Origin of the sequence: Corynebacterium sp. ACRPF (assembly GCF_022347395.1) — a bacterium.
In the GTDB taxonomy this organism is placed as follows: Bacteria; Actinomycetota; Actinomycetes; order Mycobacteriales; family Mycobacteriaceae; genus Corynebacterium; species Corynebacterium tuberculostearicum_D.
In genome coordinates this window covers 20,231-44,605 of the sequence record NZ_JAKRNB010000021.1, presented here as the reverse complement: position 1 = coordinate 44,605, position 24,375 = coordinate 20,231, and the positions used below count along the sequence as shown (strand labels likewise).

21 protein-coding genes and 1 pseudogene are annotated in these 24,375 nt (G+C 59.6%); 7 read left to right on the top strand and 15 right to left on the bottom strand.

The features are described 5' to 3' along the window. Positions 1-302: 302 nt before the first annotated feature. Positions 303-668 (top strand): annotated as a pseudogene (locus MHX61_RS09690) (transposase); the annotation flags it as partial. A 401-nt stretch (positions 669-1,069) separates the two neighbouring features. Here the strand turns inward: MHX61_RS09690 and MHX61_RS09685 are convergent. The 3 genes from MHX61_RS09685 to MHX61_RS09675 form a co-directional block, all read right to left on the bottom strand. Beyond that, positions 1,070-1,426: a hypothetical protein gene (locus tag MHX61_RS09685; RefSeq protein ID WP_239194429.1), complete on the bottom strand. Its 357-nt coding sequence runs from the start codon at positions 1,424-1,426 to the stop codon at positions 1,070-1,072. A 547-nt stretch (positions 1,427-1,973) separates the two neighbouring features. Continuing rightward, positions 1,974-2,294 (bottom strand): putative quinol monooxygenase, encoded by a 321-nt coding sequence (locus tag MHX61_RS09680; protein ID WP_239194427.1) that lies wholly within the window; start codon positions 2,292-2,294, stop codon positions 1,974-1,976. Positions 2,295-2,382: 88 nt separating this feature from the next. Further along, the gene (locus MHX61_RS09675; protein WP_239194425.1) at positions 2,383-2,973 is read right to left on the bottom strand and encodes a hypothetical protein; all 591 of its coding nucleotides are present in this window, start codon (positions 2,971-2,973) and stop codon (positions 2,383-2,385) included. A gap of 165 nt (positions 2,974-3,138) precedes the next feature. Here MHX61_RS09675 and MHX61_RS09670 point away from each other — a divergent pair, with 165 nt between their 5' ends. Further along, the gene (locus MHX61_RS09670) at positions 3,139-4,053 is read left to right on the top strand and encodes an AEC family transporter (RefSeq protein ID WP_204609741.1); all 915 of its coding nucleotides are present in this window, start codon (positions 3,139-3,141) and stop codon (positions 4,051-4,053) included. A gap of 4 nt (positions 4,054-4,057) precedes the next feature. Here the strand turns inward: MHX61_RS09670 and MHX61_RS09665 are convergent, their stop codons facing one another. After that, on the bottom strand, positions 4,058-5,791 hold the full coding sequence (locus tag MHX61_RS09665) for an alpha/beta-hydrolase family protein (RefSeq protein ID WP_204609743.1): 1,734 nt from the start codon (positions 5,789-5,791) through the stop codon (positions 4,058-4,060). Continuing rightward, positions 5,758-7,566 carry an ABC-F family ATP-binding cassette domain-containing protein gene (locus MHX61_RS09660; protein WP_239194423.1) on the bottom strand — a complete coding sequence of 603 codons (1,809 nt, stop codon included), beginning with the start codon at positions 7,564-7,566 and terminating at the stop codon, positions 5,758-5,760. The genes MHX61_RS09665 and MHX61_RS09660 overlap by 34 nt, the downstream gene beginning before the upstream one ends. A 92-nt stretch (positions 7,567-7,658) precedes the next feature. Here MHX61_RS09660 and MHX61_RS09655 point away from each other — a divergent pair, with 92 nt between their 5' ends. Continuing rightward, on the top strand, positions 7,659-9,002 hold the full coding sequence (locus MHX61_RS09655) for a hypothetical protein (RefSeq protein ID WP_239194421.1): 1,344 nt from the start codon (positions 7,659-7,661) through the stop codon (positions 9,000-9,002). Here the strand turns inward: MHX61_RS09655 and MHX61_RS09650 are convergent, their stop codons facing one another. The 4 genes from MHX61_RS09650 to MHX61_RS09635 all read right to left on the bottom strand — a co-directional run bounded on the left by MHX61_RS09650 (position 9,003) and on the right by MHX61_RS09635 (position 13,238). Then, on the bottom strand, positions 9,003-9,983 hold the full coding sequence (locus MHX61_RS09650) for a 4-(cytidine 5'-diphospho)-2-C-methyl-D-erythritol kinase (RefSeq protein ID WP_239194419.1): 981 nt from the start codon (positions 9,981-9,983) through the stop codon (positions 9,003-9,005). Then, the gene (rsmA, locus tag MHX61_RS09645) at positions 9,984-10,844 is read right to left on the bottom strand and encodes a 16S rRNA (adenine(1518)-N(6)/adenine(1519)-N(6))-dimethyltransferase RsmA (RefSeq protein WP_239194417.1); all 861 of its coding nucleotides are present in this window, start codon (positions 10,842-10,844) and stop codon (positions 9,984-9,986) included. A 72-nt stretch (positions 10,845-10,916) separates the two neighbouring features. After that, positions 10,917-12,098 (bottom strand): resuscitation-promoting factor, encoded by a 1,182-nt coding sequence (locus MHX61_RS09640; protein ID WP_200435991.1) that lies wholly within the window; start codon positions 12,096-12,098, stop codon positions 10,917-10,919. Positions 12,099-12,383: 285 nt separating this feature from the next. Next, positions 12,384-13,238: a TatD family hydrolase gene (locus MHX61_RS09635; protein WP_239194415.1), complete on the bottom strand. Its 855-nt coding sequence runs from the start codon at positions 13,236-13,238 to the stop codon at positions 12,384-12,386. On the opposite strand from MHX61_RS09635, the gene MHX61_RS09630 reads away from it, so the two are divergent. Together MHX61_RS09630 and MHX61_RS09625 are read left to right on the top strand one after the other, a co-directional pair. Continuing rightward, entirely contained in the window at positions 13,237-13,731 is a 495-nt protein-coding gene (locus tag MHX61_RS09630; RefSeq protein WP_239194413.1) for a GNAT family N-acetyltransferase, read from the top strand. The two genes, MHX61_RS09635 and MHX61_RS09630, sit on opposite strands and share 2 nt — an antisense overlap. A 10-nt stretch (positions 13,732-13,741) precedes the next feature. After that, positions 13,742-14,242, top strand: coding sequence for a GNAT family N-acetyltransferase (locus MHX61_RS09625; protein ID WP_239194411.1), 501 nt, complete (start codon positions 13,742-13,744; stop codon positions 14,240-14,242). Between the two features lie 126 nt (positions 14,243-14,368). Here MHX61_RS09625 and metG read toward each other — a convergent pair whose 3' ends face one another. From metG to rsmI, 3 genes are all read right to left on the bottom strand, one after another. Next, the gene (gene metG / locus MHX61_RS09620) at positions 14,369-16,201 is read right to left on the bottom strand and encodes a methionine--tRNA ligase (protein ID WP_239194409.1); all 1,833 of its coding nucleotides are present in this window, start codon (positions 16,199-16,201) and stop codon (positions 14,369-14,371) included. 153 nt (positions 16,202-16,354) lie between these two features. Further along, the gene (locus MHX61_RS09615) at positions 16,355-18,211 is read right to left on the bottom strand and encodes a BCCT family transporter (protein ID WP_304504378.1); all 1,857 of its coding nucleotides are present in this window, start codon (positions 18,209-18,211) and stop codon (positions 16,355-16,357) included. Between the two features lie 247 nt (positions 18,212-18,458). Continuing rightward, on the bottom strand, positions 18,459-19,313 hold the full coding sequence (gene rsmI / locus MHX61_RS09610) for a 16S rRNA (cytidine(1402)-2'-O)-methyltransferase (RefSeq protein WP_239194407.1): 855 nt from the start codon (positions 19,311-19,313) through the stop codon (positions 18,459-18,461). A gap of 24 nt (positions 19,314-19,337) precedes the next feature. Between rsmI and MHX61_RS09605 the strand changes: the two genes are divergently transcribed. Beyond that, positions 19,338-20,957, top strand: a complete 1,620-nt coding sequence (locus MHX61_RS09605) for a dolichyl-phosphate-mannose--protein mannosyltransferase (RefSeq protein ID WP_239194405.1) — start codon at positions 19,338-19,340, stop codon at positions 20,955-20,957. A 17-nt stretch (positions 20,958-20,974) separates the two neighbouring features. On the opposite strand, the gene MHX61_RS09600 is transcribed toward MHX61_RS09605, so the two are convergent. Both MHX61_RS09600 and MHX61_RS09595 read right to left on the bottom strand, forming a co-directional pair. After that, positions 20,975-21,676, bottom strand: coding sequence for a zf-HC2 domain-containing protein (locus tag MHX61_RS09600; protein WP_204609773.1), 702 nt, complete (start codon positions 21,674-21,676; stop codon positions 20,975-20,977). Continuing rightward, the gene (locus tag MHX61_RS09595) at positions 21,663-22,076 is read right to left on the bottom strand and encodes a DoxX family protein (protein ID WP_239194403.1); all 414 of its coding nucleotides are present in this window, start codon (positions 22,074-22,076) and stop codon (positions 21,663-21,665) included. The genes MHX61_RS09600 and MHX61_RS09595 overlap by 14 nt, the downstream gene beginning before the upstream one ends. Before the next feature lie 158 nt (positions 22,077-22,234). On the opposite strand from MHX61_RS09595, the gene MHX61_RS09590 reads away from it, so the two are divergent. Further along, a complete protein-coding gene (locus MHX61_RS09590; RefSeq protein ID WP_239194401.1) occupies positions 22,235-22,951 on the top strand; it encodes a DNA-3-methyladenine glycosylase I in 717 nt (238 codons plus the stop codon). Positions 22,952-22,965: 14 nt separating this feature from the next. On the opposite strand, the gene glpR is transcribed toward MHX61_RS09590, so the two are convergent. Further along, positions 22,966-24,357, bottom strand: coding sequence for a gephyrin-like molybdotransferase receptor GlpR (glpR, locus tag MHX61_RS09585; protein WP_239194399.1), 1,392 nt, complete (start codon positions 24,355-24,357; stop codon positions 22,966-22,968). Between the last annotated feature and the right edge of the window lie 18 nt (positions 24,358-24,375).

Below are 24,375 nucleotides of genomic sequence, written 5' to 3'. Positions count from 1 at the left end.
GCTTCTTTTCAATCGCATCAATCTTGGCCTTATCGGCCGGATCTCGTCTTGTCACAGTAGTCATTCTGGCTTATCTCCTTATGCGGGATCGGTTCCCACACACAAACCATCAGACACTCTCCCTTGCGGTGGGTGCATTGGTGGAACACCAAGCGGCTTCATGAAGCTTTGGACTACGCCACCCCACAGGAAGTAGAAATCGACTACTATCTCACGCAGCCCGTCAGTACGGGGTAGTAAAAGAAGCGGAACTAAACCCAGGACGCTTCATGCAGCTAAAGAAGATGAGCCAACAAGGACACCTCTTTGCCTACCTCGCCGAAGCTAAAGAAGGCCAACGGTTGGAACGCACGACCAACAAGCTAGAAGGCGGGGTGAACTCACAAATTAAGCAACTCCTGCACACCCACCGCGGACTGCGCGACGAACAACAGCGCATCGCCTGCGACTGGTGGCTGCATCTACATACGCAGCTGCCTGACGATCCTGTAGAGATCGCCAGGCAGCAAAACTGGGGCCAGGACGCACTCGCCAAAGCACAAACCCTAGCCAACCAGGAAAAACAAGCCACCAGCGGCCACGAAGACGGCCGACCAGCAACCTACGACAGTGCCATCGACACTGCCTACAACCACTCTATGGGAATACGCAAAGGTCATATACGCTAAACCCCACCAACACAAAATGTCGTTTAGCCCGACACGCCGCAAAACAACACATTCTGTCGTTTAGGCCGAAGGCGCTGGTGCGCCTAGGCATAGAAAAAGCTCGCCCTCTACATCGCGGTAGAGAGCGAGCTTTATTCGTTAAGATTAATCGACGGAGAATTCGCCCATCTTGTCCCAGATTAGGATGGTGTGCACGGGTGCATCTATGCAGATTACGTGCAGGAATTTGAAGTCTTGGCAGGCGCCATCCATGACTATGACGCGTAGATTTTCCGTAAACTTTTGACGCCTGCTAAGCAGCGGATGTTCCCAGAAATGTTTGAACAACAAACCATGCCGTTGTCTTCGCTTACGAAAGCGGTCCCGGGGCTTTGATGGATAAAGAGGTCTTCTTGCTTTTCCTAAAACATCGGGGGCAACCTCCAGATACGGTTGCCAACATTGGTTACTCGCACACCGGGGCGAATCTTCATCATAAAGTTATCGTCTTCGGGCGAGCGCGGGACATAAGCGAAACCGGGGCCGTTAACCACACCCGGTATCGGGGGATAATCAGGGTCAAAGTCAATCACCTGATTGTAGACGGTTAGACGCTTAACAAAGCTTCGTACCTTGCGTTTACTAGATGGAGAGTTAACGAAAGCTTTTTCACCTTCGAGGTTATAGGTGGCGGTCAACCGGAACACCTGATACAAGGTGTTCTCTTGGTATTCCGAAGTATCAAACTCCCACGGTAGGTGGTCGTTAATGATGGTCATGCTGGAAACGTATCCGCCCTGCTTAGCTAGGCGGTTAACGTACTGTCGCGTTACACCGTACTGCCTAGCAATATCAGACTGCCTCATACCTTGGTCAATGAAATAGAGTACGAGCTCTGGGGTTAACCTCATGTTGTTTAGTGGGGCTCACCTAAACCCCGCTATCCTTCCTGCTAAACGGGCAACCGGTTTACATCTTCAGTTTATCGTGCGAGCTACCCAACAAACAAAGCCAGCACACCAAAGCTCGGTAAAGCGAATAACACTCCAGCCCGTGCTGCTAGACCATAGTTTCTACCGACGACGATACAGTAGCGCATAACAACGGAGAATCCGACCCTGTTTCGTGCAAACATTCAAATCATCGGTAACCAAGGCTGCCAAACCTGGTAGTGGAGTCTAGAATCTGGCCGTCACAATTGGCGTCATGGGGCCAGTTCACATGAATTGCTCCCCACTAGTAGGTAACTGATTTCTCAGCCCAACTAATGGGGAGCAGTTCAATCGGGGGGCGAGGTTTTTGCGCTCACCTTGAGTTATAAGAAATTTATACTTGATACTCAGCCATCTTGTCCCAACCGGTGCGGCCTTCGATGTGAACGTTAACGATGTCCGGGGTTTCCACGAGGTACTTCGGGAATTCCTCGCAGGAGCGCTGGAAGTGCTCGCTCTGGACGTGCTCTACGTCCTTGCCGTCTGCGTAAGACTCCAGCAGCAGGAAGCGCTGGCGGTCTTCTGGATCGCGGAACCACTTGAAGTCGATGCAGCCCGGCTCCGCATTGCAGGCCTCGGTGTACCAATTGATTTCATCGAGGAAGGTCTCTGCGTATTCAGGCTTGACGTGGAACTGTACGTTGATCAAAATCATGCCCCGATTCTACCGGTACCGTGCAGCTTCGTCATCGTCGCAGATGGAGGCCACGAGTGCGGTGAAATCGGGGCTGGTGGAAAGCGGTTTAGTTGAGGAAGAACTCCGCAACGTAGATGTAGGTTCCGTCATAAGCAGTTGCTACGCCAAAGCCGTGTGGGGAACCAGCGTTGACTGGTACATCGCGATTGAACCAGTTCAGGCGGTCTTGTGCCTGTTGTTCGGTCAGGCGGTGAACAGAACCTTGGCCTTCGTCCTTGTGATTCAGGCCATGGGCTACCCCGCCCTTGTAGTCGAGCTTGCCGGCGGCACCCTGGTTGGCCCATTCCTGGGCGATGGCGGTCGCGCGGGCGTCCTTACGGTGCCCAGCCTTCTCGAGGTGGGCGGTGGTGGCGGCCCCCAACTCACCAGCGACCTTGGGCGCGTGGCCCGCCGGCTTGGCCAAGAATTCTGGCAGCGAGATATTGAACTTCTCGGCCAGCTCATAGGCCTGCGGTGGCAAGGTGACGCGGAAATCCTTCACAGCAGCGAAAGGATCAGAAGAAAGCTGCTGAGCCTGCGAAGAAGCCTGCTGAATCTGCGGCGGCAAGGCCGGCTGAGCAGAGGCCACGGTGGAAGTACCAGTAAGGACAAGAGCGGTGGACAGGGCGGCTACGGTTGCACGGTGAGAAAGCTTCATGCCCTCCACCGTGCCATAAGTGGCCGGCAGTTCGGAAGGAGTTTCCGGGCTGCGCAGGCAATTCGATACAACTTTGTTATGGTCCCTGTGTTCTTGAGCAAATACGGATGGTGGGACAATATCCTCACCGCGCATTTTTGGAGTACTGCGAAAGGTTGTTGACTGTTGCTGGACGTATTGACCGGGTTTGCGATTATTTTCGTAGTCATCGGCGTCGGGTTTGTGCTAGCCCACAGGGGTGTTATTGGCAAGGGCGAGGCGCGCTTGCAATTCAATCGCACGGCCTTCTGGGCGGCCACGCCGGCACTTATCTTCTCCAGCGTGGCTACATCCGATACCTCCGCGTTTGCGTCCCCAGTGGTGGCCGTGATCGCCGCTGCGTCCGTCGCCACCATGCTGTTGTATTGGCTGTGCAGCCGGCTACTCTTTCCACGCAGCGGCGCCGAAACCATGGCGGGTGCCGCGGCGGCGAGCTATTACAACTCGGTCAATATTGGCCTGCCCATTGCCACCTATGTCATTGGTGATGCCACCTACGTCATCCCGGCATTGGTTCTCCAGATGGCGGTGCTCTCCCCGTTTATCATTGCGGGGCTTAATGCGCAGGGGACGAGCCTGCGATCGATTTGGAGTTCCGTGGTCTCGGGGGTTACCGCGCCGGTGGTGTTGGCTGCGGTGGCCGGATTTATTGTCTCCGCGGCGCAGTGGCAAGTACCGGATGTGGTGATGAAGCCGCTGGAGATTTTGGGTGGCGCCTCTATTCCTATGATCCTGATGAGCTTTGGTGCCTCGTTAAAGGGCGACGGGCTATTGGAAGAAGACCGTCTGGCCACCATTACCGCGACGGTGTTGAAGTTGGTGGGCATGCCCGCTTTTGCGCTGGCCGTGGGCGCAGCGCTGGGCCTCGACGGCGCGGAGCTATACGCGGCGTTGATTTTGGCGGCGTTGCCCACGGCGCAGAATGTGTATAACTATACCGCCACCTATGAGGTAGGAGAAACCGTGGCCCGAGATACGGTCTTTCTCACTACCTTCCTGTCGCTGCCTGCGATGCTGGTCATCGCTGCCTTATTTGGCTAAACACCTAGTAGATGCCGACGTCGAGCGCGGCAAATTCGCGCTGCAGCTCATCGGGGTCAATGGCTCCCGCCACGTCCGGACCAGCGATGGCGGCAAAGCCGTCGAGCACAGATGCCCCGTAGTTATGACCGCGACCATCGGGTACGTCCTTTGCGCCGGGCAGATCGGCGGCTACTTGGAGGGACGAGATGATGGGCATCCACTGCATCACGCGCTCGGCAGAGTACGGGGTCCGCTCGCGCATCCAATCCGGCTCCTTAAAAGCCATCTGTGGCGACCACCAGGCCACCGGGTCCGAGGGGTGTTGGATATAAAGCATGCGGGTGCGCCCCCACTCCTCTTCTGGCACCGTGCCCCATTGGCGCACCTGCGCGTCATCGTTGGCAAAGCGCACGACGAGGCCGCCGGCGTATTCAGGGGAAATTTCAGAAGAGCCAGGGTCGCGGCGCTCCACAAACTGAGTGCGCAAGCGATTAAAGTGCGGCGGCCCAGTCAATAGGATGCCGTCGACGGAATTGGCGATATCGCGCACCCCGGAAAAGGCCGCTTCAATGCCCGTGGTGCCTAAGGATTCGCCGTACAGGTAGAGCTTCGGGCGCTTGTCCTCCGGCAGGCCGTTCCACCAGTCCACGATGGGGTTGATGAACTCCTGCCCGGCGCGTTCTACCTGACCACCGCCGGACAGGAAATGCAGGGCCGAGGGCATGGCGGAGTATTGGGCGGCCGCGATGGCGGTGTCGCCGCCGTAGAGCAGCTCGAAGGCCTGGGCGGAATAGGACGACACCCATCCCGTTCCGGTAGTCATAATGAGAAGCAGGGCCTTGCGGTCTTGGGCGTGGGTGCGCTCGAGTTCGTCGATAAGCAGCTGCGCTCGCTCCTCATTGGAGGCGCGATTGCCCAGGCCGGCATAGGCGCGAATGGGTTCTTTAGCGGGCTTTCCGGTAACCTCTTCCAATTCCGCGCGGTGCGCACCGGAGGAGAGGAAACGCGAGCCTTGCAGTCCCACCCCATTCCAGTCCACGCGGGAGTCTGGGGAGCCACTGCGCTCAGCAGACGTGGGACGCTGCGTTGCGGGATCGGGTTCGGCGTTTTGGGCGGTAAAGATCCTCTCGCCCACGCCCACAATGGCGCCGGGGATGAGGTTTTCCACGGTATACGTGCCCACCAAGGCCACGATGAGTACCGCACCCACAACGCGGTAGGCGGCGCGGAAGCGCTGGGGGAAGTGGCTGGAAAGCCAGCGCACGCAAAAGCGCAGCACGCGCAGGATGAAAAGGAAGGCGGTAAATACCGCAAGTGCCAACGGAACCACCAGCACATAGCTGGCAATGGTGGGCGCCGGTGCGGACAGGGCATCTGCGAGTTGGCGTTGCCACCGCACGGCAAAGACCGCAAAACCTATCATCCACACCACAAAAGCGGCGGTGGCGATGCGGGAGACGAGGCGGTAGCGCCGAGCTGGCCACGTGGTGGCATCGAGCCAGGCATGCCGGGGCGCCACATAGCGCACCACCAGCCGGTACCACACGAGCTTGAGGGCGATGCCCAGCGTATAGCCAAGCCCAGCGGCGATGCCGGAGACGAGCCCTTGGTAGAGCCAATCGCGCGGCAGAATGGATGGGGTAAGCCCCAGGGTAAAAAGCGCTGCGGCGCCGATAATGCCCCACAGGTCAAGGTGGCTGACAATATCGGCGATGCGGGCTTCTACCCTTCGAGCTTCTCCCCCAACTCCAGCCATTCCATCTCCAATTCCTCGTAGGCGCTGCGGTTTTCCTTTAGCTCTCCATCCAATTCGGTCAAGGCCTGGGTATCAACCTTTTCCGCAGCGGTGGCCATCTTCTCATTGATCTGCGCGGCCGCCTTTTCCAGCTTCTGCATCTTGCGCTCAAGGGCGTTCATCTTTTTGGTAATTTCGCGCTCTTGCTGAGACGAGAGCTTCTTTTCTGGCTTCGGTGCAGCGTTGTCTGCCTTCTTTTCTCCCAGGTTGAGCACACCGGAACTCTGCTGGGCCTCAAGTGCGGCGCGCTTGCGCAGGTACTCGTCGATGCCGCCGGGAAGGTTGGTGAGCTTGCCATCGCCAAAGAGCGCGTAGGTATTATCCGCGATGCGCTCAATGAGGTAGCGATCGTGCGAAATGACCACCAGGGTGCCTGGCCAGGAGTCTAGGAGGGACTCCAGCTCCTGCAGGGTATCGATATCGAGATCGTTGGTGGGCTCGTCCAGCAGCAACACATTGGGCTCGGCCATCAGTACGCGGGTGAGCTGCAAGCGGCGGCGCTCGCCGCCGGAAAGGTCGCCTACCGGGGTGCGCTGACGCTTGGCGGAAAATCCTAGGCGTTCGGCCAGCTGGGAAGCGGAAAGCTCCTTCTTGCCGAGCTGAACGTAAGTGGCGACGTCCTCGACGGAGTCGATAAGCCGGCGCTGCGGATCTAGGTCATCGAGCTCCTGGCGCAACCAGCCAAGGCGCACGGTTTGGCCTTCGATGCGCTTGCCGGCCGCCAGCTCGTACTCGCCGGCCAGGGTGCGCAGCAAAGTGGTCTTTCCGGAGCCATTAACACCCACCAAACCGATACGCTCGCCGGGGGCTAGGCGCCAAGTGAGGTGATCTACCAAGGTGCGACCGTCCGGGGACTGCACGGTGGCATCCTCTAGCTCGATGACCACCCGGCCTTGGCGCTGCTTGGAAAAAGCCATGAGCTCGACCTTATTGCGCGGCTCCGGGACGTCAGAGATCAGCGCCTCGGCGGCCTCGATGCGGTAGCGCGGCTTGGAGGTACGCGCCGGTGCGCCGCGGCGCAGCCAAGCCAGTTCCTTGCGGGCGAGGTTCTTGCGGCGCTGTTCCATGGCATCGGCCTGGCGGGCACGCTCGGCGCGGGCAAAGGTCCAATCGTTGTAGCCACCCTCGTAGGTATCGACCACGCCATCGTGTACCTCCCAGGTCCACGTGGCCACGGTATCGAGGAACCAGCGATCGTGAGTGACCACGACCACGGCCAGGTTGCGCTTGAGCAGGTGGTCTGCGAGCCACTGCACGCCTTCCACGTCGAGGTGGTTGGTTGGCTCATCGAGCACCACGAGGTCCAAATCTTGCACCAGCGCGGCGGCCAGGTTCACGCGGCGGCGCTCGCCACCGGAGAGCGAACCCACCGGAGTATCGAGCCCCAGATCTACGATGCCCAGCCCGCCTAAGACATCGCGCACTTTGGCATTGGAGGCCCACTCATAGGTCTCCAATTCCAGCGGCTCAATGATCACTTGGGCAATGGTGAGCTCATCGGGCAGGTCAAAGCGCTGCGTAACCACAGCCATGCGCAAATCAGAGGTATGGGATACGCGGCCGGCGTCGGGTGGCTCGATGCCGGTGAGCACCTCCAGCAGGGTGGTTTTGCCACCGCCATTAACGCCGACGATGCCGATGCGATCGCCGCTTTGCACACCTAGGGATACCCCGTCTAGGAGGGTTTTTAATCCATAAGTTTTGCTGACTTGCTCGAGGTTAATCAGGTTTGCCATAACGAGTGTCCATCTTAATACCTCCCTGCACATACCCCCGCATTTCTCCAAACTATTGCTATTGATTTTCACGTCCAATAGTGTGTCTATGTATGAAGTATTACACACTTTCCCTCTGCGCGGTGCTCTCTGCCGCGGCAGTAGCCATCGCCTCCTGCTCTGCTCCTACCGAGGAAGAAAAGGACTCTCTGCACTCCCACGAGCACGCGCACAGCGAGGAGGACCACGCCCACGAACACGACCATGAGCATGACCACGAGCACGGCCATGACCACGCCGGACACTCGCACGAAGGCTTCGAAGCCGAAGAGGGCGAGACCGAGGTAGCCCAGCTGCCCACCCGCATTGTCATTTCCCACGCGGACGGACTGCGCGCCTATGACGCCAAGACCGGCAAGGTAATCGGCGAGGACAAGATGAATGCCTTCCTGCGCTTGAGCGATGCCGGCGATAACCGCCATGTCATGGTCACCAAAGGCGATAGCTTCCTTACCTACGACACCGGGCGCATTACCAAGGGCCACGGCGATCACAACCACTACTACACCGCTGAGCCCTCGCTTGGCGACGCCCGCATCAAGGCCCCGCACGCCGGCCACGTGGTCCACCACGACGGCTTTACCGCACTGTTTTCCGATGGCGATGGCGTAGCGAAAATTTACAAGACCGAAGACATGGGCAAAGACGATGCCGAGCCGGTCAATACCGTAGACACCGGCGCCGCCCATCACGGCGTGGCCGTACCACTGAAGGATGGCTCGGTGGTTATCACTAAGGGAACCGAGGACGAGCGCCACACCATCCAGCATCTGGATAAGGAGGGCAAGGTCCTTACTGAAACCACCGAGTGCCCTGGCGTGCACGGCGAGGCCGCAGCTGGTAACGGCAATATCTTCTTCGGCTGCGAGGACGGCCCTGTAGTCTTTGATGGCACCAAGTTCCACAAGGTGGATGCCTCCGCCTATGCCGGAGCAGGCGGCTACCAGCGCTCCGGCAATGCTGCCGGTTCGGAGGAATCCGATGTCATTCTGGCCGATAATAAGACCGACAAGGACGCAGAGCTCGAGCGCCCCACCTCGGTGACCTTGGTAGATACCAAGGACTTTTCCGCGAAGAAGGTTGACCTCGATGCTTCCTATTGGTTCCGCTCCCTGGCCCGCGGCCCACTAGGCGAGGCGCTGGTGCTCACTACCGACGGCAAACTCAACATCATCGACCCAGATTCCGGCGAAATCACCTCCCAGATCGATGCCATCTCCCCGTGGAAGGAAAATAAGGAATGGCAGCAGCCGGGGCCCATCCTGCAGGCCGCCGATGGCTACGCCTTTATTACCGACGCTCAAAAGAAACAGCTCGTTGTCATTGACCTCCTCCAAGAAAAGGAAGTCAACCGCTTCGACCTCGACATCGAGCCCACCGAGATGACGGTGCTCTAGCTACAGCGCCACAGCACCACTAGCGGGTCCATGGGTAGCCACACCTTTGGTTCCGGAAATTTCCACCGTCACCTGGGAGACCACTTCCCTAGCCTCCTCTGCCCCGGCGCAGAGGAAGGCACAGGTCGGACCACTGCCGGAGACGATGCCCGCGAGGGCTCCGGCGGCCACACCCGCCTCCAGCGTCTTGCGGAGGTCCGGGCGCAGGGAAAGCGCTGCCGGCTGCAGGTCATTGTGCAAGTGCTGCGCCACGCGGTGCGGGTCGCCCGAGATAAGCGCCTGCGATACCGCCGCGGTATCCATGTGCGGCTCACCGCCGCGACCCTTTTCTCGCATCTCATCCAGCTTGTGAAAGACCTGCGGGGTAGATAGCCCTCGGTCCGAGGCGATGAGCGCCCAATGGTAGGTTCCGCGCGCCATCATCGGGGTAAGCTGCTCGCCGCGCCCCGTACCGAGCGCGGTGCCACCCAACAGGGTAAAGGGAACATCCGAGCCCAACGCCGCGCCCAACGCGTCCAGAATCGGCTCGCCCACCGAGTCGATGCCGTAGTAGCCGCCATAGCAGCGCTCAGCAAGGCGCAGCGCGGCGGCCGCATCAGCAGAGCCACCCGCCATGCCGCCGGCGGTAGGGATGGCTTTGTGGATTTCCAGCGCTACCTCCGGCAGCGCCTTCGGCCCATGGGTGGTGTAGAGGTACTGCATGATGCGGTTAACCGCGGTCCACGCCAAGTTTGTGTAGTCCTCTGGAACGCCCTGCGCATGAGGGCCCGTAACCTTTAAGCCTTGAATTCGCGGCTTATCTACCTCGGGATTACCCAAGTCCGTGAGCGTCACGGTGTCATGCAGCTCCAAAGACTGAAAGACGCTGGCGAGCTCATGGAACCCATCCTCGCGCGGTTCCTCCACGCCGAGGTGAATATTGACCTTGGAGTGAGCGCGCGCGGTATAGACGAATGGATCGCTATCTAGTGGTGCACTCATTTAGATCCCTGCCAATCGTACGAAGTCCTCCACGGCGAGTTTCTCGCCGCGCTGCTTCGGATCGATGTCCGCCGCTCGCAGGGCCTCCTCGGCCGCGGCACCCGAACCAAAGTGGCCGGACAATGCCGCGCGCAGGGTCTTGCGGCGTTGAGCAAAGGCGGCGTCGATAACCGGCCACACCTTAGCCCGCGATTCATCAGTAACCGGCCAGGGGGCGTCCGCAAAGACGTCGATGCGCACCAGCCCAGACTCAATATTGGGCGCGGGCCAAAAGACGTTCTTGCCAATCGTGCCAGCCTTGGAGACCTTGCCATAAAAGCCCGCCTTGACCGAGGGCACGCCATAAACCTTGCTGCCGGGCTGCGCGGCGAGACGATCCGCCACCTCGAGCTGGACCATCACCAGCACGCGGCGAATGGAGGGAAATGTCTCCAACAAATGCAGCAGAACCGGTACGGCGACGTTATACGGCAGGTTGGCCACGAGGGCGGTCGGCTCCGTGACGTCAGAAGCCGTCACGCGCAACGCGTCCTTTTCCACCACACGCAGGCGCTGCGCATACTCAGGGGCGCGCTCGGCCACGGTATCGGGCAGCTGCGCTGCCAGGCGGGAATCGATCTCCACCGCGGTAACGTCCCCCACTGCCTCTACGAGGCCAAGGGTCAGCGATCCCAATCCGGGGCCTACCTCGAGGACGCGATCTGTGGGATCCAACTCCGCCGCGGCGACGATGCGCCGGATGGTATTCGGGTCATGCAGAAAGTTCTGCCCCAGCTTCTTAGTGGGCACGATGTCGAGCTTCTCCGCGAGGGCGCGAATCTCTACGGGACCCAAAAGCGCGGCGCCGGTGGAATCAGTCATGCCTTCTAACTTAGTAGAAGAGACAAAAAGGCCGCACACCACAGTGGGTGTGCGGCCAAGAAGCGCTGCGGTTTAGCGCAGGCCCAGCTTGGAAGTACATGCCGGCCATGCGCCCCAACCCTGCGCTGCCTGCACCTTTTCTGCCACGGCAATCTGCTGCTCGCGGGAAGCCTGCCATGCCTCCGGTGCGTACTCGGTGCCACCGAACGCGGCCCAGGTGGATGGGGTGAACTGCAGACCACCGGAGAAGCCGTTGCCGGTATTAATAGCCCAGTTACCGGTGGCCTCGCACTGCGCGATGGAATCCCAGACGGAGCCATCGGCTACCGCTGGGGCAGCAGCACCGGAGTTGCCGCCCTCCTCCGGCTTTTCTTCCTCGGCCTTCTTGGTGCCGCGGGCAATGGTGGCAGCCTTAGGCTCGACGGTCACCTTTTCCTTGATGACGTCATTGGATTCCTTAGCGCCGTCCTTCATTACCAGCTTGTGGGTAATAACGCGCTTGCCCTTAACGCCTTCCTCGCGGACCTCTTCGGTACCCTCTTCCAGCTCCGGGTCATCGACAAAGTTGGGCTCAGCGTCAAACTCTTCTTCCGAGTCATAGGTAGTGGTGGACACCTGGTCCACCTTGATGGACATGCCCTCGGTAACCTTGGTGTCCTTGGACGGGAAGACGCGGTCATCGTCATCAACGTCGATATTGCGAGCCTTGAGGACGTCCTCAACGGTCTTAGCGGCAATCTTGGTGTAGGTTACCTTGCCGCCATCATTAATCTTGACGATCTTCGGGGACACAACCTCAAGGTCCATGCCCTCTTCCAGCTGGGCGTCCTCGTCCACGTCAGCATCACCGGACTTCACAGAAGCACCCTTGACTACGCCGTCGAGGTTACCCAGCAGGTCAGATACGGTCAGGTCGGTGGTGGACAGCTGCTGCTGCACACCATCGATGGTCACGGCTACTGGCTTGGCGGTGCGCACGGAAATCTCATCGCCGTCGCCCACGGATTCGGACGGGGCTGGTGAGACGATGTCCTCCTCGCTCACCTGCACGCCGGCTGCCTCCAGCGCGCCGTCGACATCCTTGGCAAAGGTAGCCAACTCCACCTTGTCACCGTTGATGTCCACGGTGACGTCCTTTTGTGCCGCAACGGCTACCACGCCGCCGACGGCCAGGGTGCCCAATACGCCACCCGTTGCCAGGCGCAGTGGCAGCGAGCGGGAGTTATTGAGGCGCTTGATCTGATGAGGTGACATGCTGAATAAATCTCCGGTTGTGCAGGTTTCAACAATTACAAGAGTTTAGGCCAGCAGAGTTGTCCACGCAGGCGTTTGCTCTACTGAGATCCGCTGCTGCCGCACCGAGGGTGGCGCTGCAGGACCCTAAAACCTAAACGAACGATTAATAACGATACGATAACAGCACCACAAAGTCGAGGACTAATCCACCACACGCCTCACTGGGCGCACAACCGCCACACCAAACACCCCCGCAACCCCTGACCAGCGGGTTTTATTTTTGTGAAAACCGTCACCTAGGCGTTAGCGCAGGCCGTAGACGCGATCAAAAGTGTCGTTTACCTCCGCTGCTAGCGCCTGCACCGTCTGGTGGCGCACGCGAGCGATGCATTCATATGTGTGCCCGATAAGAGCCGGTTCATTGCGCTGGCCCCGGTAGGGCTCTGGCGTCATATATGGCGCATCGGTTTCCACCAGAAGCTGACCAGCCGGTGCCTTCGCCGCCGCCTGCCGCAGCTCGGCGTTGCGCTTGAAGGTGACGTTGCCAGCAAAGGACAATACGTAGCCGCGCTCCAAGGCTTCCTCGGCCACCTTCAGCGGCGAGGAAAAGCAGTGCAGCATGACGGTGTCGGGTGAGGGGGCGTCGGCAAGAATGCGCATTAAGTCCGCATCCGCCTCGCGGTTGTGGATCATCAAAGTCTTGCCATGGCGTACCGCAAGGTCAATATGCCAGCGCAGGGATTCCTCCTGCTGGGCCATAGTCGCGGTGGTCTCCGGCTCGTGCTGCACCCAGTAGGCATCGAGGCCAGTCTCTCCCACCGCTACGCAGCGCGGATCCACCACCATCTCCTCCAGCGCCACCTTGGTTGGCGCATCCAACTCATTGGCGCACACCGGGTGAATGGCGCAGGCGGCATAGACATCCGGAAAGGAATGTGCAGTAGCCAGCGCCGCGGCCGATTCACGGCGGTCATCGCCCACCGTCACCATACGGCTAATACCGGCGGTGCGCGCGCGATTGACCAGCACCTCATCGGTGTCCTTGTGGGAAAACAGGTGCGTGTGCGCATCGATGAGGCCGCTTAGGCCTGGTGCCGGAACGGGAGTGGGACGTCGCTTCTTTTTAGCCATGTAGGCAATTGTAATATTGGCTGCCATGTTGATCAGACCCGCTGGCTTTGCGGATGTGCCCGCCATGACCGAGACCCTCAACTGGGCCATCGAGCACACCGACGTTATCTTCCGCACTACCCCGGCCAGCATCGCAGAGCGCGAGGACTACCTGTGCCACATCTGGGAAGAGGGCTGCCCGTGCCTCATCGCGGAGTCCGATTCTGGTGCCTACCTGGGGTGGGCTCTCTACCATCCTTACCGCGATCCGCAGGTGTGGACCGGCTGCTATGAGACCACCATCTATCTCTCCCCCGCCGCTCAGGGCCAGGGCGTGGGCACTGCGTTGCTTGGCGCCTTGGTAGATGCGGCCCGCGCCGATGATAAGGTCCATTCCTTGCTCGCCCTTATCGTTTCCACCAATGTTGCATCGCTAAAGTTGCATGAAAAGTTCGGGTTTGAAAACGTGGGTACTCTTAAAGAGGTTTGCTACAAGTTCGATCACTGGTTGAGCCTCACCCACCTACAACTTCTGGTGTAAAGGAATTTCTATGCATATCCGTCCTGCCGAGCTTGCCGACGCCCCCGCGCTCACCGCCATCTACAACGCCGGCTCCGCAGCGAAACCCGCCGCTAACCTGGTCACGTGGCAAGAAGATGTCTCTGACCGCGAAGAGTGGCTCAAGGAAATGTTTAAGGCCGGCTCCCCGGTCTTTGTAGCCGTGGACGATGATGAGGTCATTGGCTGGGCGGCCTACTTCCAGTTCGTAACCCCCGCCATCTATTACGGCACCGTGGAAGACTCCGTCTACATTGCCCCCTCCGCTCAGGGCAAGGGCGTGGGCTCCGAGCTTCTCGACGCCCTCATGGACGTCGCCGCCGACGACACCTACGTACAGACGATTATTACCTATATCGTCGATACCAACGAGGGTTCCATCGCCCTACACAAGAAGTTCGGCTTTACCGAGACCGGCCGCATGCCGAATATCCATACCAAGGATGGCGTCCGCCTCGGCTTGGTACACCTCCAGCGCGATTTCGAGCGCTAAACCACCCTTCCGGGCAAGGATTCGGGTATTTCGAACTCCTTCCTTCCACACCGGAATATAGAAACGGCCGCGTTACGCCCTCTTCTTTGTTGGAAAAGAGCAATAACGCGGCCGTTTTAGGTGCTATTACTTAGTAACAGGCGCCCACTCCGGGCCAGTCTCGCCCAGCTCCGGGTCGAGCTTAGAGATGAGCGGCTTCGGCTTGGCCAAGGCGGTGCCCGGCTCTACCTGGATGCGCTCCCACTTTGCCTGCTGCTGGGTGTAGTCACCCATGATGACCGGATACTCGTGGCCCTCTGGCGGCAAGCCAGCACCGACGAGCTCTACCGGGATATCGTCCTTGACGTCATGGACCTCTGGCTGGGCCGCCCACACGCCCTCGCGGCCCAAGGTTTCATGGACCTTCTGTGCGGTAAACGGCAGGTACGGCGTGAGCATGACATTGCAGTCAGAGACCACCTGAAGAGCAGTCCACAGCACGGTAGCTAGACGCTCGCGCTGGGTCTCATCCTTGGCCAACTTCCATGGCTCTTGGTCTGCAATATAAGCGTTGGCTTCGCCGACGACGTGCATGATGGCGGTAATCGCCTGCTTGAACTTGGACTGTTCCAGCAAAGAACCGGCGGTCTCGAAGGTCTCTTCCGCCAGCTGCAGGATTTCCTTATCCTTTTCTTCCAGCGCTGCCGGTGCTGGAACCTCACCGAAGTTCTTAAACGCCATAGAAACGGTGCGGTTGACCAGGTTGCCCCAGCCATTGGCCAGCTCATTATTGATACGGCGGACAAATTCATCCCAGGTAAAGTCCGTGTCGTTGTTTTCCGGACCGGCCACGGCGATGAAGTAGCGCAGGGCATCTGGGCCAAACTCCGCCAAGAAATCCTTGACATAGATGACAACGCCCTTGGACGAAGAGAACTTGGAGCCGGACATGGTCAAGTACTCAGAGGAGACAATTTCCGTTGGCAAATTCAGCTCGCCGTACTGGTGAAGCTCACCGCCCTTGTTGCCCTTGCCGGCATAGCCCAAAAGCTCGGCGGGCCAGATCTGGGAGTGGAAGGTGATGTTGTCCTTGCCTTGGAAGTAATAGTGGCGGGTCTCCGGGTTCTGCCAGAAGTCCTTCCAGGCTTCAGGCTGACCAGTGCGGTATGCCCACTCGATAGAGGAAGACAGGTAACCGATGACCGCATCGAACCACACGTAGAGCTTCTTGGCGTTATTGTCCTGCCAGCCCTCAACGGGGATCGGAATGCCCCAGTCAATATCGCGCGTCATGGTGCGCGGGCGCATATCCTCCAACAGGTTTAGGGAGAACTTCAGGACGTTCGGGCGCCAGTCCTCACGGGTGGACAGCCACTTGTGCAGCTCATCCTTGATGGAGGGCAGATCCAGTAGGAAGTGCTCGGTTTCAATGAATTTTGGGGTCTCGCCGTTGATCTTGGATACGGGGTTGATCAGGTCCACCGGGTCGAGCTGGTTGCCACACTCATCGCACTGGTCACCGCGGGCCCCATCCGCGCCGCAGATGGGGCAGGTGCCCTCAATATAGCGGTCCGGGAGGGTGCGTCCGGTAGACGGCGAAATTGCGCCCTGGGTGGTCTCTTTGAGCATGTAGCCATTGGCATACAGACCCTTGAAGAGTTCCTGTACCACGGAGTAGTGGTTACGCGTGGTGGTACGCGTAAAGAGATCGTAGGACAGGCCGAGGTTGGCTAGGTCAGTGACGATCTGGCGGTTGTAGCGGTCTGCGAGCTCGCGAACGGACACACCTTCCTTGTCCGCTTGAACCAATAGCGGAGTGCCGTGCTCGTCCGTACCGGAGACCATGAGTACGTTGCGGCCACGCATTCGCTGGAAACGTGCAAAGACGTCAGAAGGAACACCGAAGCCGGCCACATGGCCGATGTGGCGCGGGCCGTTGGCGTAGGGCCAGGCAACATTTACTACTACAGACTCAGTCATGGGTTCTACTGTATCGAAGCCGGCTCGTGCCCACACGATTAGGGCAGACATTTACTCCGCAGGTGAACCGCATTTTCAGAACAAAGCGCCCACCGCTTCCCCACTGCTGAGGAAACGAGGGGCGCTATGAAAGCAACCGCAAAGGGCGAGAAATTACTTGCGCTTCATCGGGTGCTTGAGGCGCTCGTTGCGGCGCTTCTTGAGTACCTGCGTGCGCTGGTACTCACGGTGCAAGCGGCGCTCGCGGGCCATCTTGCGCTGGAACTGCTGTGCCTCGCGGTACTCGAGGTAAATAACATCCTCGCTCAGAGCCTTGTAGATGGCGAACATCAGGCCAACGACAATGAATAGGAACGGCAGTGCAGCAACGATCGTGACGTTCTGCAGGTTAGACAGTGCGTCTTCATTAGTCAGAAGCAGGGTCAGGCCCACCAAGGCAGTCAGTGCGCCCCACGCCGCGGAGAGCCACGGCTTAGCGGTAGAAGCACCATTTTGGGACAGGGAACCCATCACCGTGGATGCGGAGTCCGCAGAGGTGACGAAGAAGGTAGCCAGAAGGACCGCTGCAACAATACCGGCAACGAAGCCGCCCGGCATGGACTGCAGGAGGTTGAACAGCTCTTCCTCAGCAGACTCGCCGGTAATGGATTCGCCGTTTTGCTCCATGTGGATAGCGGTGCCGCCGAAGATAGCGAACCACAGGGTGGATACGCCGGCTGGAATAAGCAGGACACCCAGGCAGAACTCGCGGACGGAACGGCCACGGGAGATGCGTGCCAAGAACATGCCCACGAATGGGGACCAAGAAACCCACCATGCCCAGTAGAAGATGGTGTAGCCAGACAGCCACTCACCGGCGGCGCCGTTTTCGGACTCGGCCGTGCGGCCGATCATCTCGGTGAAGTAGTTGAGGTAGTTACCGATGGAGCCAGGAATCTGGTTCAGGATGGTAACGGTCGGACCCAAGATGAACACGAAGATGGCCAGCACTGCGGCGAGGACCATATTCGCATTGGAAATGTACTGAATGCCCTTGCCCACGCCGGACATCGCAGACAGGAGGAATGCGAGGGTAAGGACCAGAACGATGCCAATAACCACGGAATTGGTGGGGTTATCGATGATTCCGGATGCCTTCAAGCCGGCCTGAATCTGCAGGGCGCCCAGGCCCAGGGAGCAGGCGGTACCGAAGACGGTGGCGAAGATGGACAGGACATCGATGAACTTGCCCACCGCACCGTTGGCGTTACGCTCGCCGATAAGCGGCACGAAGGCCTGGCTTAATAGCTGCTTGCGGCCAATGCGGAAGGTGGAGTACGCGATGGCCAAGCCAACGATGGCGTAGACCGCCCAGGGATGCAGCGTCCAGTGGAACATGGCATAGGCCATGGACGAACCCACGTTGCCAGTGCCCTGGCCTGGGGTGCCGTCACGGTAGTTAGCCAGCGGCTCGGAAGCGCCGTAGAACATCAGGCCAATGCCCATACCGGCGGCGAACATCATGGCAATCCACGATGGCGTGGAAAATTCCGGCTCCTCATTAATGTGGCCCAACTTGATGGAGCCGAACTTGGAGGCGGCAATAAAGACAACGAACACCACGAAGACGGTGCCGAAGAGGATATAGGCCCAACCGAAGTTGTCCACGACCCAGGTCAGGGCCGAAGAGGAGAAGTTGGCAAAGTTATCCGGGGCGGCCAGGCCCCACACAACGATCGCGGCAATCAGCACGCCGGCAATGCCGACGATGGACCAATCGATTGGCATATTGTCACGATCGGCCGCGATTTCCACCTCAGGATCGTCATAGCGCTCCGGGTGGAAACCATCGGAGTGAATCATATCCTGAAGCTGGCCGGTGGCAGATTGTGCGTCCAGCTGTTCGTCTACAGTCTGATAATTCTCAATAGGCTGCCCGCTCGAAGAAGCAGAAGCCGGCTGCGCCTGTGCGCCGACCGGTTCCTTTCCTTCTTCTGGCACGCCTGTGCCCATATTTTCCGAGTTTGTCATGAGCTATACAGTGGTGCGGAACTACTCAATTATCAAACGAAGCACAGAGAAACCTCGCTGCTCAACGCCGTTTCCCAGGGATTTTCCACGATAATTTGAAAGGTTTTTACGCTTCATTTCCCCATGTAAATACCGCTTTAAGCCGCCCACACGCCCGAACACTATAACAATTCAATTACAAAGACCCCGTTAGTGAAACCGTCTAGGAACGATGCGGGGTATGACGTAATCGAAACCATCGGTGAGGCTAGGCCTTGCGTGCATCCAAGGCGGCGTCGTAAAGCTCGCGGTTGGAAACCTCAGTACCTTTGGCTACCTGCTTGCACGCGTCCTTCAGCCGCATCCCCGCCTCCGCTAGCTCGAGCGCCTTGGGCACCAAGTCTGCGGCGGTAGCGGCAGCGGCTGTACCGCCCTCGATCACCACGGTGATCTCTCCCCGAGCACCGTCTACTGCCCACTCGGCAAGCTCACCCAAATTGCCGCGGCGGATTTCCTCATAGGTCTTGGTCAGCTCCCGGCACACCGCGGCCGGGCGGTCGGCGCCGAGAATGTCCGCTGCCTCGGCCAGGGTTTCGGCCACGCGGTGAGGAGATTCGAAGAAGACGATGGCTCGCTTTTCGTTGCGCAGTGACTCCAGCCACGCCTTGCGGGGACCGGGCTTGCGAGGAGGAAAGGCGTCGAAAAGGAAGTGCCCCACGCCCAGGCCCGAAAGCGCCAGGGCCGTCGGCACTGCGGAGGGGCCGGGAAAACAGGTCACGGGAATATCGCGCTCGGCCGCCGCGGCCACCAAGGACAGGCCCGGATCAGAAATAATCGGCATGCCGGAATCGGTAACGACGAGGACGGTGCCCGACGCGGCGGCATCGATAAGCTGCTGGGCCCGGTCCTTTTCATTGTGATCAAAATTGGACACCACCCGTCCAGAAATCTCGATCCCCAAGGCCTGGGCCAGATTGCGCACGCGCCGCGTATCTTCGGCCGCGATGACGTCCGCATACTGCAAGGCATGCATTAAACGCGCGGAGGCATCTCCTACGTTTCCCAGCGGAGTGGCGGCGAGGATTACCCCGCGCGGTAGTGGATCCAGACCTAAAACAGACATGCCTCTAGCATTCCATACTCTCTAATGCGCGGTTGCGCTACGTTGTCGCCTAGACTCAACCAAGTGACTATTGCTACCGCTGCCCCATCGCGCACCACGCACGACACCGTGGCTCCGCCAGCACCCCGCGCCTATCAGTGGGGCAAGGCTGACTGGATAAGCACTAGCGTCGTCGGCGTCCTTGCACTCATTACCCGCTTTGTCGGCCTTACCGCGCCCGTTTCCAAGGGCACGCCCGTCTTTGATGAAAAGCACTACGTTCCCCAAGCCTGGGACATGGTGCGAAGCTGGGATAACCTTTTTATCGGCGGTATTGAAACCAACCCCGGCTATGGGCTGGTGGTACACCCACCGCTGGGCAAGCAGATCGTGGCACTTGCCGAATGGGTCTTTGGTTATTCCCCTCTGGGCTGGCGTTTTATGACGGCGCTTTTCGGAGCAGCCACCGTGCTCTTGACGATGTCCCTGGCCCGCCGGGTCTCTTCATCCTGGCAGGTAGCAACCCTAGCTGGCCTCATCGCCGTATTTGATGGCGTGCTCTTGGTCTCCTCCAAGTTCGGCATGCTGGATATCTTCCAAGTCTTCTTCGTGGTAGCCGCCGCCTGGGCGCTCGCCCGCGATCATAATCAGATGCGCGAGCGCCTCCACAACGCGTTTGTGAAGGACCGGATGGGCTCTTCCGCCTTCGGACCGCGCTTTGGATTCCGCTGGTGGCGCCTCCTTGCAGGTGTCTGCCTGGGACTTTCCCTGGGCGTCAAGTGGTCCGGCCTGTACTTCATCATGTTCTTTGGCCTGATGTCCGTCTTTAGCGACCTTGCCTTGCGCAAGCGCTATGGGGTACGCCGCTATATCCTCGGCACCCTGGTGCGCGATACCCCTGCTGCCCTGGCCTCCCTTGTGCTCGTGCCGGTACTGCTCTACGCCTGGACCTGGCGGGCTTGGTTTGCCTCCGAAACCGCCGTGTACCGCCATGCCAAGGTGGATGGCACCATCGAGGATGGATCGTGGCTGCTGAACCTGCCCGATTCCTTAGCCGGCTGGTTCTACTACCACTCCTCTGTCTTGGAATTCCATGCCAGCCTGACCTCTTCCGGCGGCCATCATCACCCGTGGGATTCCAAGCCCTGGGCCTGGCTCGTTGCCGCCCGCCCGATCCTGTACTACTCCTCCACCGACCTGCAGTGCGGCGATGGCAGTAGCGAATGCCGCAAGATGCTCTACCTCTTTGGCACCCCGGCCATCTGGTGGCTAGTCATCCCGGCCGTGCTGTGGGGACTGTGGTCGCTCGTTATTCGCCGCAACCGCGCCTTCCTTATCCCCTTGGTGGGCTTTGCGGCAGGCTTCTTGCCCTGGCTCGCGGCCTTTGACCGCCAGATGTACTTCTTCTACGCCACGGCCTTCATTCCTTTTGTCATCGTGCTTATTGCGTTAGCTTTAGGCCAGCTCATCGGGCATGGCAGGCCTGTGCGGTGGGGATGGCTGAAGAGCTTGGCCGGCGGCCCCGTACGTTGGGGCACCATCGCCGCCGTGTTCTACTTAGCCCTGGTAGTGGCGATGTTCTTCTACTTCTCCCCCATTTTGTACGGCTACAAGATTCCAGATTCCTGGTACCACTCCATGATGTGGCTGCCGAGCTGGACCTAACCGCGACTGAACGAAGCTTATTGTGGCTGCGCGTTGAGGGACTTCCACCACGCGCGCACCAGGTAGCCCTTTTCCGCCGCCCAGGCCCACGCCAGGCTAAGAGTTGCCAGTGCGGTGGCGATAAGGAAATACACCTGCTCAATGGTTACGGTACCCAGCGCTATATCGCGCATGCCAAAGCCGAAGAGGAAGGCAAACATCGTGGCCGATACCGGAAGTAGTCCGGTGACTGCCGCGGGGCGCCAGGCGCTGAAGAATAGGCCACAGGCCATGCCAAAGCGCACTGCCGCGCCCTCCATCAGCAGGTTGGCTCGCTCCGGATCCGCAGTGGGATCCAAAATCTTTCCTTCCTCGCCCAACGGTACGAGCCCGGAGGCGTGCACGATGAGCACCACTGCCCAGATTGCAAAGATTGCACCCATAAGAACCATGGCGGCACGCGCGACCGTGAGGTTGGCTTGGCGCGCGCTCGCGGTACGCCGCCATTCCGGCTCCACGCCGGCCAAGATGACATCAGAAAGATCCGTAGGCGGCGCCATTCCGGAATCCGCAGGCTCCACAAAGCTCAGTGAACGCGATAGCGCGGCCGCCTTGTCGCGAAAAGCGCGGCATTCGGCGCAGCTTTCCAGATGAGTATCAATGACGTCCTGGGACAGATCGGAGTGCTCTCCATCCATGTGCGCGGAGATAGCCGCTTGGACCTGACTATGCGTCAACATTGCTGAGCACCCCGTCCATGCTGGCTCTGCCGGAGCCAAAAATTACGATCATCAGCAGGGACAACAGCAATACCAGTGGGTATTCGATTCCCCCATCGGCAGCAAATAACCCGTGCCCCAAATGCACGAAATACAGGGCACACCCCATGAGCAATGCGAGTGCCCCGGCGACAAAGGTGGTGAGCAGACCAACGACGAGGAATGCACCGCCGGCCATCTCTCCTATGGCGGCGATATAGCCGGAAAGCTGTGGCTGCGGCACCCCCAGGGCGGAAAATTGCCCCACGGTTTCATCCATGCCGGTCATAAACATCTTGTCCACGCCGTGTGCGATAAAGATTATTCCGAGGACCGCTCGAAAGATAAGCAGTGCAGCATCGCGTACGGCAGGTCTATTCATGCTGAACAGATTACCCTGAACCCCTCACCCGATGCGAAGGCAATGGACTACACCCATACTCCTGGGAAATTCGCCCTTTGGCGGGGGAAGGAAAAGAACACAGCGGCGCGGGCTGTTTCAATGGGAACCACGCACAAAAGATAAAAGGAGAACACACCATGAGCGAACCAACCACGCAGTCCGAAGAGCGCACCACCTTGGTCTATGACGATGATGGCCTGGGCCGCCCGCCTTGGGCGATGTCCTCGCCGATCTTAAAGGAGTATTACGACACCGAATGGGGCCTGCCCATTTTCGATGAAGCTGGACTTTACGAGCGTTTGAGTCTCGAGTCTTTCCAGTCCGGCCTGTCCTGGGCAGTGGTGCTCAAGAAGCGCGAAGCCTTCCGTGCGGCCTTTTGCAACTTCGATCCGGACAAGGTCGCCCAATTCGGCGAGGCAGATGTGGAGCGTTTGCTTGGCGACGCCTCTATTATCCGCAACGAAACCAAAATCCGCGCCGCAATTAATAACGCAAAGGCGACCATCGCTTTGCGCGAGGAAGGCGGGCTGGCGGAGTTCATTTGGGCCTACCAGCCTCCGGAGAACCTCTACCCCACCGTGATGGAAGATATTCCGAAAAAGAGCTACGAGTCCAAGCTCATGTCCCGCGAACTCAAGAAGAAGGGCTTTCGCTTCGTTGGACCGGTTACCTGTTTCGCCCTCATGGAGGCCATCGGCATGATTGACACGCACCTTATCGGCTCCCATCGCCGCGGTACCTCCGGGGTGTGGTTGGAGAGCGGCGTGCCGAATTATGGCCTAGCGCAGGAATACAACGCGCTCGCGAACTCGCAGACAGCGAGCGCTGACGAGCTTCACGGCGCTGCTAGCTAGTCCGCCTTACGCGCTTATCCAGCGCGGCGGGCCGCTAGGTCATCGCGGCGGCCGTAGCCAACGGGCCCGGCGTGCGGGCCGTCAAAGTCGCCGTCCTCACCATCGCTATAGCTCAGCGGAAGGTGCACGAAGTCCGGGCTCTCGTCGTCGATTTCCACAACCACGGCACCTGGGCGGCGCAGGTTGCGCGGAATCTTTAGCTCTTCATCCTCGGCGTTGCGCACGCCCAAACGGGCGCGGCGCAGGTGGCGCACGCGGCGGCGCATCAGTGCCTGTTCCTGGCGGACCTGAGAGCGAAGGGCGATCAAGTAGGCCACGGTGAGCACGCCGGCGACGGCAGCCAACCACCAAGTCCAGCCACCGACCACGATTCCGAGGGCTACCGTGAGCACCACGGCCACGGCCAGCCCCAGCAGGGTGCGCTGACGGCGCTGGTAGCGCGTTGCAGACTTTTCCTTTTCCGCTACCGGGTCCCAACCACCGCGGCCCAAACGACGCTGGGCGAATTCGACCTCGTCCTCGGACAGGTCGGTATCCATGCCGGTTTCGTCTGCTTCCGTGGCCGCTGCTTGGTTCTCGGAGCCTTCGGCCTCGTCTGCCTCGTCCGCGCCGGCAGGATCTACGGAGTCATGCTCACTGACCTCGGCCTTGTCTACGGCCCCCGGATACATGAGGTCTACCGGCGAGGTATAGGTTTCGTCGTAGGCATAAGCATCGCTCGCCAAGCTAGAGACAGCTGGGGCGCTAAAGACCTCAGCCTCAGCGGCGGCAACATCGGAGGCTTTGTCCTCAGCGGACTCGTCCGCGGCGTCGTCCTCGTCCTCCAGCAGCACGTCATCGACATCGTCCGCCTCCGCGGTGCTGGCGGTGCTGGCTTCCTTGTCCACATCAGCCTGCTGGGAAGCAGGAACCGCAGCTGCCTGGGGCTCGACTGCAGACTCGTCTTCTTCTGCAACCGCTTCTTCCACCAATTCACCGTCGATGGTTTCGGCCTGTCCCTTGGATTCTTCACCGGCGGTGGAGGCAGACGCGGCAGTAAAAGCACGGCTACCGCTACCGAAAGGTTGGGCCTTGGCACGACGTGCGGCACCAGCAATAGTTACGGAGCGCGACGAAGACTTGGTGGCCTCGGCATCGGCATCGGATTCACTGTCGGCAGCGTCTGCAGCCTCGACGACCTCGTAGTCCGCCTCGTCCTCATCGTCACGGCGGTGGACGTCGTCGGCGCGCAGGCGCGGACGACGCCGGCCGGCGACCTTGCCGGAATCTCCTTCAAAGAGGACACGGGTATCTTCAAAGGCCTCACCGGTATGGCTCATTGGGCGATTATTCCTACCCAATAGCCACGGTGCGAGCACGAAGAGCCACACCACGATGATCGCGATAATCGGCACAGCTGTCGACACGAAAAGGACCTTCCCCTT

Excerpts from the sequence above, each read along its gene's own strand:
- MHX61_RS09685 (WP_239194429.1), bottom strand. The coding sequence starts at position 1,426 with ATGACCATCATTAACGACCACCTACCGTGGGAGTTTGATACTTCGGAA.
- MHX61_RS09680 (WP_239194427.1), bottom strand. The coding sequence starts at position 2,294 with ATGATTTTGATCAACGTACAGTTCCACGTCAAGCCTGAATACGCAGAG.
- MHX61_RS09675 (WP_239194425.1), bottom strand. The coding sequence starts at position 2,973 with ATGAAGCTTTCTCACCGTGCAACCGTAGCCGCCCTGTCCACCGCTCTT.
- MHX61_RS09665 (WP_204609743.1), bottom strand. The coding sequence starts at position 5,791 with ATGGCTGGAGTTGGGGGAGAAGCTCGAAGGGTAGAAGCCCGCATCGCC.
- MHX61_RS09660 (WP_239194423.1), bottom strand. The coding sequence starts at position 7,566 with ATGGCAAACCTGATTAACCTCGAGCAAGTCAGCAAAACTTATGGATTA.
- MHX61_RS09655 (WP_239194421.1), top strand. The coding sequence starts at position 7,659 with ATGAAGTATTACACACTTTCCCTCTGCGCGGTGCTCTCTGCCGCGGCA.
- MHX61_RS09650 (WP_239194419.1), bottom strand. The coding sequence starts at position 9,983 with ATGAGTGCACCACTAGATAGCGATCCATTCGTCTATACCGCGCGCGCT.
- rsmA (WP_239194417.1), bottom strand. The coding sequence starts at position 10,844 with ATGACTGATTCCACCGGCGCCGCGCTTTTGGGTCCCGTAGAGATTCGC.
- MHX61_RS09640 (WP_200435991.1), bottom strand. The coding sequence starts at position 12,098 with ATGTCACCTCATCAGATCAAGCGCCTCAATAACTCCCGCTCGCTGCCA.
- MHX61_RS09630 (WP_239194413.1), top strand. The coding sequence starts at position 13,237 with ATGTTGATCAGACCCGCTGGCTTTGCGGATGTGCCCGCCATGACCGAG.
- MHX61_RS09635 (WP_239194415.1), bottom strand. The coding sequence starts at position 13,238 with ATGGCAGCCAATATTACAATTGCCTACATGGCTAAAAAGAAGCGACGT.
- MHX61_RS09625 (WP_239194411.1), top strand. The coding sequence starts at position 13,742 with ATGCATATCCGTCCTGCCGAGCTTGCCGACGCCCCCGCGCTCACCGCC.
- metG (WP_239194409.1), bottom strand. The coding sequence starts at position 16,201 with ATGACTGAGTCTGTAGTAGTAAATGTTGCCTGGCCCTACGCCAACGGC.
- MHX61_RS09615 (WP_304504378.1), bottom strand. The coding sequence starts at position 18,211 with ATGACAAACTCGGAAAATATGGGCACAGGCGTGCCAGAAGAAGGAAAG.
- rsmI (WP_239194407.1), bottom strand. The coding sequence starts at position 19,313 with ATGTCTGTTTTAGGTCTGGATCCACTACCGCGCGGGGTAATCCTCGCC.
- MHX61_RS09605 (WP_239194405.1), top strand. The coding sequence starts at position 19,338 with ATGCGCGGTTGCGCTACGTTGTCGCCTAGACTCAACCAAGTGACTATT.
- MHX61_RS09600 (WP_204609773.1), bottom strand. The coding sequence starts at position 21,676 with ATGTTGACGCATAGTCAGGTCCAAGCGGCTATCTCCGCGCACATGGAT.
- MHX61_RS09595 (WP_239194403.1), bottom strand. The coding sequence starts at position 22,076 with ATGAATAGACCTGCCGTACGCGATGCTGCACTGCTTATCTTTCGAGCG.
- MHX61_RS09590 (WP_239194401.1), top strand. The coding sequence starts at position 22,235 with ATGAGCGAACCAACCACGCAGTCCGAAGAGCGCACCACCTTGGTCTAT.